Origin of the sequence: Hyella patelloides LEGE 07179 (assembly GCF_900659865.1) — a bacterium.
In the GTDB taxonomy this organism is placed as follows: Bacteria; Cyanobacteriota; Cyanobacteriia; order Cyanobacteriales; family Xenococcaceae; genus Hyella; species Hyella patelloides.
Genome location: NZ_LR213983.1, coordinates 1 through 12,079, shown reverse-complemented (window position 1 = coordinate 12,079; position 12,079 = coordinate 1). Strand labels below are relative to the sequence as shown.

Here is a 12,079-nt window from a genome sequence, read left to right as displayed (position 1 = left end):
CCCTCTTCTGTCAGACTCCGAAAACTTTTATCATTTCTAAATCCTGAAGTCTTTAGAGAGAAAAGAATTGCTCTATTTTTTTCTAATAAGAAAAACTTAAATTTAAAAATGGCTGTAATCCTCTCTCTGTAAGGATCGATATCGGAAAGTGACAGAAGAGGGTTATGTTATGATGCCCAATCATCTGCATGGAATTGTTGTTATCGATCGCTCTACCCAAAAATTCAACACATCGTTACAACCCACAGATAAATCAAATAAATTTGCGCCATTAAAACCAGGTTCGTTATCAGCAATTATTCAGCCTTATAAAGCATCTGTAACTCGTTGGTGTCGTAAAAATGGTGATGATATTTTTCGTTGGCAATCTAGATTTTACGAACATATTATTCGCTATGAAAGAGGGTTAGAAAATATTCGGAATTATATTGTGAATAATCCTGTTAAATGGTCAGAAGATAAACATCATCCCATGAATATAAAAAATTGAATAGTTTTCCCGATAATGGTAGAGACGCGATACATCACGTCTTTACAGGGTGTAATTGTTACGATTAAAATTTGTATAGATTAGTATATGGTTAATATGCGATCGCTTTTTTAGACATTAAATAACTAATCGCAATATTAATATTTTTATAGCTTTTATATAGTATGTTGAATAGAATCTAAATATTTAAATAAGCTTTTGAAGAGTAACTTAGTATTTAGAGTATTCAATCGAGATAAACTCAAAATGGAATTCACTAGAATTGGACTAGAAACCTGGGACATAGTATGGTTTGCAACAGATAGTCAAGGATCAATAGCTTATTTTACTTCTGGTCTTTACGGTAGTTTACCAGACAGTATTATTGCTTCAAAAGAAGATTGGGAGTTTATAGCAGATTTTTTCATCGAACAATTTGAAGAAAATACTGTAGGACAATTTGATTCTGATTGTTTCGATAAAGTTACAATGCCTACCGATAATTCGATCGAAAAAAAGCGTTTTGCATTTAGCGAATATATAGAAATGTCGAGAAAAGGATTATATTCTTACGACTCCTATGATACAAAGCTTAGATATGGAGACTATTATAGGGTTAGTTATCCTATCAAACCTCTTAATTTTGAAAATTTACCTATATCTATCCCAAAAATCCTGGAAAAAACTAAACTTAATAATATAAACTTTAAAAAAGACAAAAATATAAAAAAAAATAACATAATAAGCTAACTAACTATAATGTATTTTTACCGATCTTTCACGCAATAGATTTACTTAAATTTTTGCTTAACTTCCAAACTTCTTAAACGATTAATAGCTGCTGCGAGTTCAAAACTACGAAAGAAAGCTAACTCTCCAGAAGGATATTCATTGATAATATCTAAACCTTTTGTGGCGATATCTTTATCTATTAAATTGAGAATTTGGGAAATAGTAAGAGGTTGTTGAAGATAGTTTTGCTTACAATAAATCATAGCAGCAGCGATCGCTTTTAACTGTCCGTTATCTACTAATTGTTCTACAGCATTAAGCTCGATATCTTCTTTACCAAAGATAATGGTGTCTAAATCTCGTACTTTGGTTTTGACATCTCTTTTATCGGTACTGGGATCGATACTGTTGGCTACGGGTATTCTAGGGGTAATTGTGCCGAAATGTGTTCCACCTTCTGCTTGTCTTTCTGTAGGATAGTCTTTGGCGATCGCTTTTGCTTTGGTGGTAGCATTGTGGGGTAGGTAGCTATCCATTGCAATTACAGTATCGGCTACTTCAAAGTAATCTCCGCTTCCTCCCATTACTAAGATCGTAGAAACACCATAGTCGTTGTAGAGTTGTTTTACTTTATCAATAAAGGGGGTAATTGGTTCTTTTTCTTTGACGATCAGCATTTGCATTCGGCGATCGCGTATAGTAAAGTTAGTAGCGGATGTATCTTCGTCTATCAGTAATAATTTAGCGTTGGCTTCTAAAGCTTCGATAATATTTGCTGCTTGGGAGGTGCTACCACTAGCATTAGTAGTCGAAAAATTATTAGTTGTGCGATTACCTGGTAAAAGATTGATAAAAGGGGATATATCAACTCCTGTAACGCTACGTCCATCTTCAGCGCGAATTTTAACTGCATTGGGGTTAGTTACCACTAATTCTCTTCCATCCCCAGGGATCTGATTATAAACTCCTAATTCGATTGCTTTTAATAAAGTAGATTTTCCATGATATCCACCACCGACTATTAAAGTAATTCCTTGGGGTATACCCATGCCTTTTATTATGCCTCGGTTGGGACAGTTAAACTCCACTTCTAGATCGGGTGGAGACTTAAAAGGGATAGCTGTTTCTGTTAAAGGACGAAAATCCACCCCACTACGACGGGGTAAGATTGCACTATTAGGAACAAACGCCACTAAATTATTACTGGGTAATTGTTCTCTTATATAGTCGGCATCTTCTACAGTTTCCACTTGTTGCTGTAGCGCATCTTTATCCAAGGCATCATATAACAATGCGGAGACAATATCGGGAATATCTTCACATAGCATAGCCGTTGCTTGACGACCTAATACCCTTCTTCCTCTCGCGGGTAAACCAACAACAAAACGGATCTCTACATACTCATCATCAATTAAAACTGATGTCCGCTCTAAAACTTCCTGTCCACAACTAGCAATTGCTATTAAACCACTTTTACCCGTACCCCGACGAGTACTCAAATTACTCGCTACGGTTGCAAACTCTCTTGTAATGTAATCCCGTAACGCTATTTCGCGACTTTTATTCTTATATAGTTGCGTGGGAAATTTAGCGATAGCTTGGGGTATTTTAACCCTGAGTTTACTGGGAGAAGCAAAGGGATCGCCTTGTATGCGATCGCAGATTAAGCTAAAATCATCGAACTGATAGCTACCCTTAATATCTTTGTAGGCTTTATAGCCAGCACCATCAATTCTTTGTAGAATATTTCTGAGATTTTGCGCGTTAGACATTTTGTTCAGTAACCAGTAATCAGGAGTCAGGAGTCAGGAGTCAGGAGTCAGGAGTCAGGAGTCAGGAGTCAGGAGTCAGGAGTCAGGAGTCACGCCCGTTAGTCTAAACAGTATTTTTAGTGTTTTTTCTTAAGAATAAATAATTCTCTATATATCTAACTATTGCGTGAGAATTGGTATCGGTTATTATTTCTTTCAAGGGTTTTCTGGCAAAAATTCATCAATATCTTTTAGGAAATCGGCTTTTTTGTTGTTTTTGATTGGAAAATTAAATTTGCGATCGCTATTTTGTTTTCTAATGATAATAAAAAATTATAGCGGATTTCGGTAAAAGCGATCGCCTTATCCTAAAGAGAAAAAAGAGGTGTTACGTCTATTTTGAAGTTTCTTCACTCAATAAAGAGATCGCTTCATCACACCAGGAAATCCGATAACTTTCGTAACCAATACCACAACGCAAGGTAGCGTAAATACATTTTTGCTTATAGGATAACTTGGATACATCAGGAAAGTTCTGCTGTTCTATTTCTTTATAAACTGATAACTGTTGAGTATGAATTTGACGATGTCGTTCAATTTCTTGCAAAATTACCGATTTAGGAGCTAAGTGAGCTGAAATTACTTTAACTAGCAAATCTTCACGAATAGCCATTGGCTCTGCTGGTTCTAACACCCAGTTTTTAAGCTTTTCGATCCCTTTGTCTGTTATCTGATAGATTTTTTTTGCTGGACGACCTTTTTGGGCAATAATTTCTGAATCGATCGCTTCTTCTTTTTCTAATTTACCTAATTCTCGATAGATTTGCTGTTGACTGGCTTGCCAATAGCAGGCTTTGGTTTGGGAAAATTTTTTCCACAGATCGTAACCACTGTAAGCTTCATCTCCTAGTGTTGCCAAAATTGTGTGCGCTAATGCCATATTCAGTCGTTAGTTATTGGTAAAGAGTAAAGAGTGAATCAACTAGCTAATAGTTTTCTTCTAAATTAGCTTGACATACTCAATTTGTTTAGTATACTATTATTTTTATATACAAAAAGTTTTATACAACATAATGTATATAAAATAACATATTGTCTACTAGCAAGATTAAATAATAATGAACAATAATTGAACGCCGATCGACCTATGAAAAATATTGCTATTCAGTTCGCAACTATAATCTTATTGTGTCCTTATTTACATTTTCCCAGTCAGGCACAAAACATCGATCCAGAAATGGAAAGCGATCGAGAAGATATAGAAGTAACTTCAGAAGAAGAGGAAGAAAAGGAACCAACTCGTAGCTATATTGGCTTGGGAGGTACCATCGGTATTAGTGGCGATGCCACCCCTTTAGGAGAAGGCGGGTTTTCTCTAATCGGGAGAAGTGCATTTACTGATAAGTTCTCATTACATACTTCTAGTCTTTTTCAAGACGATGGGTTAAGTTTATTTTCCCTTACTCTGGGGTTTCCCATAGGAAATAGCTCTTCAGAACGGGAATTATTGTTCCCTTTTGCGGGAGCAGGAATAGCGATAGAAGATTTATTTGGTGATTTTGGAGTAGATGCTTTAATTACCACGGGTGTTGATATTCCTATCGGTAAGAAATTTGTCGGCACAGCAAGAGTTAATATTACTTTTCCTGAAAATGATACGGATATTGGCTTACTACTAGGAATTGGCTACAACTTCAGCATTTCTGATTTATTTTAATAAATTTTTCTCACTCGGTATTAAAGTCATGGATAAGCAGTACATCTCAAAATTTCCCGAACCAGAGCGATCGCCTGAATTGAAAGAATCGACCTTGACAATAAAACCCCAAAATTCTCCACAACTAAAAAAATGGCAGGTAGTTTCAGCTAGTTTAATTCTTTTACTTACTGGAGTGGGTATAGGTAGAGTTGAGACAAATCAAGCTCCTACGCCAAGTCAACAGCTAACTCAAGTTAATCCACTTCCTGTTAAGACAACCCAGATTCAATCAAGCAAAAGTTATCAATTAGTGCAAAGCTACACGGGTGAAGTAGTGGCGAAACTACAGAGTGAAATCGGTTTTGAACGCGGTGGTAAATTAGTGTCAATTTCAGTGGATGAAGGAGATCGCGTTACTACAGGTACAGTTGTAGCCCAAATAGATACAAGCAATTTGTCAGCACAACGCCAGTCATTAGTCGCTCAAAAAGCCCAAGCAGAAGCTAGATTAAGAGAACTCCAAAACGGTGCAAGAAGCGAACAAATTGCAGCAGCACAAGCCAGTGTCAGGGACATAGAAAGGCAATTAGAATTAGAACAAATTAAACGCGATCGCCGAAAATATCTTTACGAACAAGGAGCGATTTCCAAAGAACAACTAGATGAAATTGACTTTAACTCCCAAGCATTGTCAGAGCGTTTGGCTAATGCTCAAAGTAATTTAGCAGAATTAGTTAATGGGACTCGTTACGAGCAAATAGCAGCACAAAAAGCCGTAGTCGAGCAATTATCAGCGCAAATTAACGATTTAGAAATTACTATTGCCAAAAGCTCCCTGAAAGCTCCTTTTTCTGGAATAATTGCCTTGCGTTATTTTGACAAAGGGACAGTAATTGAGACAGGTAATCCTATTGTACGTGTGGTGGAAGATAGTCAGCTAGAGGTAAAAATTGGCGTACCAAACGATATAGCTACACAATTACAATTGAAAAGTCAGCAGGAAGTAGAAATTGGAGGAAAGACTTATCCAGCGAAAGTCAAGGCAATCTTACCAGAAGTCGATCCAGCTACTCGTACTCGGACAGTTGTTTTGCAGCTAGCATCAAATGTTCGAGTTTCTCCCCAACAAATTGCACGCTTACCAATAACTCAAACTGTTGCTACTGAAGGCTATTGGCTACCTGTAACTGCATTGGTTAAAAGCGATCGCGGTTTATGGTCTTGTTATGCTGTAGTTGCAACACAGAATAATGACGCTAATTCCTATAAAATCGAACGCAGATTATTAGAAGTGTTAGAAACTAAAGGAGGACAGGTTTTAGTTAGAGGAACACTTAAAGAAGGAGATGCGATCGTTACTGATGGAACACAAAGACTTGTTCCAGGACAATTAGTTAGTACTGTTCACCATTAGTTATCTTTCAATTTCAACTAATTTTTCAGAAAATAATGAGGTAAAAAAATGAGAAATACAACCCAGAAAAATGGGGCAAAAGTTGGAGCTACTGCTATTATTTGGAGTTTAGCAACAGGAATAATGGCTATTTGTATTCCTTTAGTTAATGTATCTCGAAGCGGTATTATTTTACCAGTAGCTGTAATTATCGGAGTTAGTATCAGTACTATTGCAGTTTGGTTCAGTGGTAATCAAAAAGCAGTTGAATCAGCTAGAATTTTTCAACAAATAGAACAGCGAATTAGAGATTTAGAGGCTATTTCTAGTAGTCAAGATTTTGATGATACGAAAAGAATCAAGTAATTAGACAAATCAATTAAAGCCTAATTGCATCTGTCCCCAAAAGATTAGGTAAAAATTTAGCTAAAATTAATCGCTTAATTGCTGTTTGATTTGAACTTTTTATTGTTTCACTTTAATTACTCTTTCTAATAGATTCAAGCGTTCTGGATTAACGATCTCCATCTCAAATTAATCTTTCTACCTCCCAGTAATTAACAATCAACAATCAACTATTGTCAGGGCAGTTCGCGCGATGGGTCGCGAGTCCTTTAGGGAACTGCCCTTACTAACAACTCAAACCAATTAACTCTATTTATATCTTTATAATTATTATGTTCACCCTATTTTATCGTAATGTCCGCTTACTAATTCTTACTATTATCTTGATTAGTGTTTGGGGAATTTCTTCTTATTTCACTCTACCGAGATTAGAAGACCCTGAATTAGTTTCTCGTAGTGCGACAGTTAAAACTTTTTTCCCTGGTGCTGATGCTGAAAGAGTGGAAGCTTTAGTGACAGAAAAGATTGAAGACAAGCTAACAGAAATTGAGGAGATTGATACCTATCGATCGACTTCTCGTGCTGGTAGTTCTATTATTAATATTGATTTACAAGATACTGTTGCTAAACAAGAAGTAGACCCCGTTTGGTCGCGGGTGCGAAATAAACTAGATGAAGTAAATAACGAACTACCTGCTAATATTAGCGATCCAGAATTAGAAGAAGGTAAAGTTAAAGCCTATGCCTTGATTGCTGGTTTGACTTGGCAACAAGACGATCGACCTAACTATGGGATTTTACGTCGTCAAGCGGAAGTTTTAAAAGAACGTTTAGAACGAATATCGGGAACAGAAGAAGTAGAAATTTTTGGCGATCCAGATGAAGAAGTTGTCGTCGAAATTAATCCTCAAGCTTTAGCTAGTTACAATCTAACAGCAAGAGAATTATCACAACAAATTGTTCAAAGTGATAGTAAAATTGCTGCGGGACAATTACGAGGTCAAGATAATAACTTACTGATTGAAGTCGCTGGAGAATTAGATACTTTAGCCAGAATTAGACAAATTCCCCTTAATTTTGGCGATCGGGGTCAATTTGTTTCTTTGCAAAACATTGCAACCATAAGTAAAGGAATTACCGAACCTGCTAATGAACTTGCTTTAATTAATGGTTATCCTGCTGTCGCAATAGCCGTTCACGTAGAATCAGGACAAAGACTAGATATTTGGGCGAAAGCAGCACAGCAAAAAATAGCCGAATTTCAGTCCGAGTTACCCAGTAGCATTGGTTTGCCGATTATTTTCGATCAAAGTAGTTATGTCGAAGCGAGGCTAAATAGTTTAATTTTTAACCTGTTGCTAGGTGCAGCTTTAGTCTTTGGCGTAACTGTAGTCATGATGGGTTGGCGAAGTGCTTTAATAGTTGGTTCGGCTTTACCCTTATCAGTATTAATGGTGTTTGGTTGGATGAATTGGTTAGATATTCCTCTGCACCAAATGTCGATTACAGGATTAATTGTGGCACTGGGTATTTTAATTGATAATGCGATCGTCATGGTTGATGAGGTACAAAATCAACTGCGACAGGGAATTAGAGCTAAAGTTGCACTTACTAATAGTATTAAGACTTTGGCGATTCCTCTATTAAGTTCCACTCTGACTACTGTGTTAGCTTTTTTACCCATCGCCCTGTTACCTGGAAGTACGGGTGAATTTGTGGGAACGATCGCGATTACGGTGATTGTCGCTGTTTGTTGTTCTCTATTTATTTCTCTAACAATCATTCCCACTTTAGCAGCTAAGTTGCATCGTAATAGTAAGGTGGGCAATGCCCACCCTACAGGATGGTTGCAAAGTGGTATTTCTTTTCCTTTCTTGACTAGGTTATATCAACGCACTATCAAATTGGCGATCGCTAAACCTATTTTGTCAATTTTGCTAGCTTTGCTCTTACCAATTATTGGTTTTATACAAGCTGGTAATCTCGAACAACAATTCTTTCCTGCTGCGGATCGAGATCAACTCCAAATCGAATTGGAGTTAACGGCTTCGGCTTCTTTGGCACAGACTCAAACTTTAACTCAACAAATTCGCCAACAAATAATCGAGCTTCCAGAAGTCAAAGATATTCATTGGTTATTGGGTAGCAGTATTCCCAGTTTTTATTACAATTTGAGTGGTGGAAAAGACCAACAAGCTAATTATGCTCAAGCTTTAGTTCAATTAAACTCTCTAGCTTCTAGTGGGTTAACCCAAAAGTTGCAAACCGAACTAGATAAAGACTTTCCCACAGCTAGAATTATTGTCAGACAGTTAGAACAAGGTCCTCCTTTTGCTGCACCCATTGAAATGCGGATTTATGGTTCTAATATAGAAAACTTACAATCTTTAGGGGAAGTAGCCAGACAAATTTTAGTACAAATACCAGAAGTAACTCACACCCGCGCCAGTTTGGACGAAATTCAACCACAACTACAATTGCAACTAGATGAAGAACAAGCGCGACTAGCAGGATTAAATCGCACAACCATAGCGCAACAGCTAGACACTACATTAGAAGGTGCGGTAGGCGGTTCAATTTTGGAAGCAACCGAAGAATTACCCGTCAGAGTGCGTTTGTCAAATAGCGATCGCGCTAACTTGTCCCAAATCTCTTCTTTAGATTTATTAGCAACTTCTCCCAGTCTCGATAGTACTCAAAATAATCCTCTGAATGCTGTTCCTCTTGGTGCTTTAGGTAAAGTCCAACTCAAACCCGAACTAGCGCAAATTACTCACTACAACGGACAAAGAGTTAATACTATTCAAGGCTTTCTGAAGGCTGGAGTTTTACCAGCAGAAATTTTAAGTCAATTCCAAGCCAAACTAGCAGATAATAATTTTTCCTTACCCCCTAGCTATACTTTTTCCTTCGGTGGAGAATCAGAAGAAAGAGGTGATGCTGTAGGCAGTTTGATTTCTACTGTAGGAATCATCACTATTATTATGATAGCGGTTCTAGTTCTTTCCCTTGGTTCATTTCAATTAGCAGGTATTATCGGCATAGTTGCAATGTCCTCTTTTGGGTTAGGCATCTTTTCCATCTGGCTATTTGGCTATCCTTTTGGTTTCAACCCCATTATCGGTACAGTAGGCTTGATAGGTGTGGCGGTAAATGATTCGATTGTAGTTCTCAGTGTCATCTCTAATCATCCAGTAGCCAAAACTGGTAATCCCAAAGCCATCCAAGAAGTCGTGTTACACTCTACTCGTCATGTTCTCACTACCACTCTGACAACCGCAATTGGTTTTGTACCCTTGCTTCTATCTGGGGGTGAATTTTGGCCACCCTTAGCAGTTGCGATCGCAGGTGGCGTAATCGGTGCAACTCTCCTAGCTCTCTATTTCGTTCCTTCGGCTTATTATTTATTAAAATCGCGATCGATTAAAAAACAGTTTGTAGTTAACTCAAATGAAATTAATCTAATACAGCCTAAAATATAATACCCAAATATAGCAGATTAAAGATTAGAGCGATCGCTAAAAGAAGCCAAGGAACTCTTCGGTGTCGCCACCTACCAAGCTCCCCAACCCAGTTTGATTTTTGGATACCGTTACCAGCATCTCAGGACTAGGCTGAACTCTTCTGCGCACTCTCGACAGATTCCCACCTGCCAACTCTCACTGTGAACAGTTCTCCCGAACCCGCACACTACCCGAAAACCGTTATTGTTGTTGTGGTTGTCGCGCCTATTGTTGTTGTTGCGGGTAGCGGAACGGCAGTTTTCTGGTTGATTGTTCCAGGAACCGCCCCGCAATTGGGTTCGCCTAACCCCTATTCAATGCCTCGTAAAGACGAGGTTACTGAATATCTGTTGCCTTAATCGCCAGGTATCACCGTGTTTTAGGTGTGCTGACCAACTACTTAGTGATTGCTTTATATCTTGTAAATCAATCTTACCTAGTGCATAATCCTGTTGCAATTTTTTTAGTCTTTTTCTGGCGCGATGTAAGTTATTATTTCTAACTTTAATTATCTCTGGGAACACACGAAAACCGAGAAAGCTTGCCCCATGTTTGGTTTCAAATAATTGACTTTTAATGGGATGAATTTTTAACCTCAGTTTAGCCAAGTAATCTTCAATAGCTATCCGAGCATCTTTGAGAAATTTATAGTCATCAGAAAACAGCGCAAAATCATCTACATACCTCAAATACTTGCTAACTTTGAGTTGTTCTTTAACAAAATGGTCGCACCCCGATAAATATATATTAGCCATCCACTGACTGGTTAAATTTCCAATCGGTAAACCATGTCTGCGTTCTATCGGAGTAAGTAAGTTATCTCCAGGAAAATAATTAATTACTTCTTCTTGTTCGTTACTATTATCAATAATTTGATCGATTAACCAAAGAGTATCTTTACATTTAATTTTTCGTCTGATTATTTGCTTGAGAATTTCGTGGTCGATACTGGGAAAATATTTCTTAATATCGCATTGAAGTACATAGCGGGTAGAGCGAGCAAAATCAGTAAATCGTCTTAAGGCTTTATGAGTTCCATAGCCTTCTCTATTGGCATAAGTATCACTAATGAAAGTTCTCTCAAAAATTGGAATGATTATATTACATAAAGCATGATGAACTACTCTATCTCGATAGGGGGCTGCCGAAATTAAACGACTTTTGATGTCTCTGAGGTGAAAAGTTCGATAGCTTCCTGGCTGATAAGTTTTGTCTCTCAGTTCTTGCTGAATTTTTAATATTTCTGTTCCTAAATTATAATTGAATTGTAAAACGTTGTCTCGAAATCGCTTACCTTTTTGGGCTTTTTGGCTGGCTAAATAGATATTTTCAAATTCAATAATCTGGGGATATAAGTTCCCGTAACGTTTCATACCGAGCGATTTTTATCTTACTAATTATTTGGAGCATTTTCTCTTTGACGTTGCTTTTTAATCCAGCCTCCCAATTCTATTCCAATTGCATCAATTTGTTTACTGACATACTCATAACGTTTGAGGGTAATTAACTTAAAATCTAACAATAGTTTTGTTTGATGTCGTAAGATGTCTAGTTGAACATTTAAATTAATTAAATGATTTAATTTCTTGTTAGTATACTTCGCTTTGATTAAACCCTCTAATAAATCATACAACTGATTGATGATTCTGTCCCCTAGAGTAAATTTATGAACTTTGGGGAATCTCTCGATTATAGGGACATAATACTTGATTAGATCGCAAGTCTTTTGAATAATTGATAATTCTTTCATCTTTCATCTCAATCAACCCTCAAATATCAAAGTTTCTTGATATTTTTAAAATATAGCGATCCGCCGAAGGGCGGAAAAAAGGAAAAAGTAAAAACAGTATAAAGGGTAAAAGGGGAAAAGAGTAAAGGGTTAAGGAGTTCTCCCGAACCCGCACACTACCCGAAAACCGTTATTGAGGTTGTGGTAGACGCGCCTATAGAAGGTGAGGCGGGAAGCGGAACGGCAGTCTACTGGGTGATTGAGCCAGGAACCGCCCCGCAATGGTGAATATACGAAATTTTTATCATTTTTGCTAGAATATGACTCATTTCAAATATTAATCTAATTGAGAGTGAGTCAAACATGACAAGCAAGAAAGTGAGAGTCAAAGCGCATACCCGTACAATCCATACCAGGATTTACAAATTCGTGTGTAAAAGCTGTAACGAAAAAAGTAG

11 protein-coding genes are annotated in these 12,079 nt (G+C 37.3%); 7 read left to right on the top strand and 4 right to left on the bottom strand.

Going from position 1 to position 12,079, the window contains the following annotated elements; all coding sequences use genetic code 11:
• Positions 1-148: 148 nt before the first annotated feature.
• Both H1P_RS24825 and H1P_RS24820 read left to right on the top strand, forming a co-directional pair.
• The gene (locus H1P_RS24825) at positions 149-490 is read left to right on the top strand and encodes a transposase (protein ID WP_144872383.1); all 342 of its coding nucleotides are present in this window, start codon (positions 149-151) and stop codon (positions 488-490) included.
• Positions 491-736: 246 nt separating this feature from the next.
• Entirely contained in the window at positions 737-1,219 is a 483-nt protein-coding gene (locus tag H1P_RS24820; RefSeq protein ID WP_144872381.1) for a hypothetical protein, read from the top strand.
• Positions 1,220-1,260: 41 nt separating this feature from the next.
• On the opposite strand, the gene H1P_RS24815 is transcribed toward H1P_RS24820, so the two are convergent.
• A complete protein-coding gene (locus H1P_RS24815; RefSeq protein WP_144872379.1) occupies positions 1,261-2,973 on the bottom strand; it encodes an ABC-ATPase domain-containing protein in 1,713 nt (570 codons plus the stop codon).
• Between the two features lie 373 nt (positions 2,974-3,346).
• Positions 3,347-3,892, bottom strand: a complete 546-nt coding sequence (locus H1P_RS24810; RefSeq protein ID WP_144872377.1) for a PadR family transcriptional regulator — start codon at positions 3,890-3,892, stop codon at positions 3,347-3,349.
• A gap of 207 nt (positions 3,893-4,099) precedes the next feature.
• Between H1P_RS24810 and H1P_RS24805 the strand changes: the two genes are divergently transcribed.
• From H1P_RS24805 to H1P_RS36480, 5 genes are all read left to right on the top strand, one after another.
• Complete coding sequence (locus tag H1P_RS24805) at positions 4,100-4,669, top strand: hypothetical protein (RefSeq protein WP_144872375.1); 570 nt, start codon at positions 4,100-4,102, stop codon at positions 4,667-4,669.
• A 28-nt stretch (positions 4,670-4,697) separates the two neighbouring features.
• A complete protein-coding gene (locus tag H1P_RS24800) occupies positions 4,698-6,065 on the top strand; it encodes an efflux RND transporter periplasmic adaptor subunit (RefSeq protein WP_144872373.1) in 1,368 nt (455 codons plus the stop codon).
• A 48-nt stretch (positions 6,066-6,113) separates the two neighbouring features.
• A complete protein-coding gene (locus tag H1P_RS24795; RefSeq protein ID WP_144872371.1) occupies positions 6,114-6,410 on the top strand; it encodes a hypothetical protein in 297 nt (98 codons plus the stop codon).
• A gap of 311 nt (positions 6,411-6,721) precedes the next feature.
• Positions 6,722-9,871, top strand: a complete 3,150-nt coding sequence (locus H1P_RS24790; protein ID WP_144872369.1) for an efflux RND transporter permease subunit — start codon at positions 6,722-6,724, stop codon at positions 9,869-9,871.
• A 182-nt stretch (positions 9,872-10,053) separates the two neighbouring features.
• Positions 10,054-10,251 carry a hypothetical protein gene (locus H1P_RS36480; protein ID WP_186376132.1) on the top strand — a complete coding sequence of 66 codons (198 nt, stop codon included), beginning with the start codon at positions 10,054-10,056 and terminating at the stop codon, positions 10,249-10,251.
• On the opposite strand, the gene H1P_RS24780 is transcribed toward H1P_RS36480, so the two are convergent.
• Complete coding sequence (locus H1P_RS24780) at positions 10,207-11,265, bottom strand: RNA-directed DNA polymerase (RefSeq protein WP_144872367.1); 1,059 nt, start codon at positions 11,263-11,265, stop codon at positions 10,207-10,209. The genes H1P_RS36480 and H1P_RS24780 overlap by 45 nt on opposite strands.
• Positions 11,266-11,285: 20 nt before the next feature.
• Positions 11,286-11,642 carry a diversity-generating retroelement protein Avd gene (gene avd, locus H1P_RS24775; RefSeq protein WP_144872365.1) on the bottom strand — a complete coding sequence of 119 codons (357 nt, stop codon included), beginning with the start codon at positions 11,640-11,642 and terminating at the stop codon, positions 11,286-11,288.
• Positions 11,643-12,079: the final 437 nt, after the last annotated feature.

Coding starts and splice junctions, on each gene's coding strand:
- H1P_RS24805 (WP_144872375.1), top strand. CDS start 4,100: ATGAAAAATATTGCTATTCAGTTCGCAACTATAATCTTATTGTGTCCT.
- avd (WP_144872365.1), bottom strand. CDS start 11,642: ATGAAAGAATTATCAATTATTCAAAAGACTTGCGATCTAATCAAGTAT.
- H1P_RS24780 (WP_144872367.1), bottom strand. CDS start 11,265: ATGAAACGTTACGGGAACTTATATCCCCAGATTATTGAATTTGAAAAT.
- H1P_RS24800 (WP_144872373.1), top strand. CDS start 4,698: ATGGATAAGCAGTACATCTCAAAATTTCCCGAACCAGAGCGATCGCCT.
- H1P_RS24820 (WP_144872381.1), top strand. CDS start 737: ATGGAATTCACTAGAATTGGACTAGAAACCTGGGACATAGTATGGTTT.
- H1P_RS24815 (WP_144872379.1), bottom strand. CDS start 2,973: ATGTCTAACGCGCAAAATCTCAGAAATATTCTACAAAGAATTGATGGT.
- H1P_RS24790 (WP_144872369.1), top strand. CDS start 6,722: ATGTTCACCCTATTTTATCGTAATGTCCGCTTACTAATTCTTACTATT.
- H1P_RS24810 (WP_144872377.1), bottom strand. CDS start 3,892: ATGGCATTAGCGCACACAATTTTGGCAACACTAGGAGATGAAGCTTAC.
- H1P_RS24795 (WP_144872371.1), top strand. CDS start 6,114: ATGAGAAATACAACCCAGAAAAATGGGGCAAAAGTTGGAGCTACTGCT.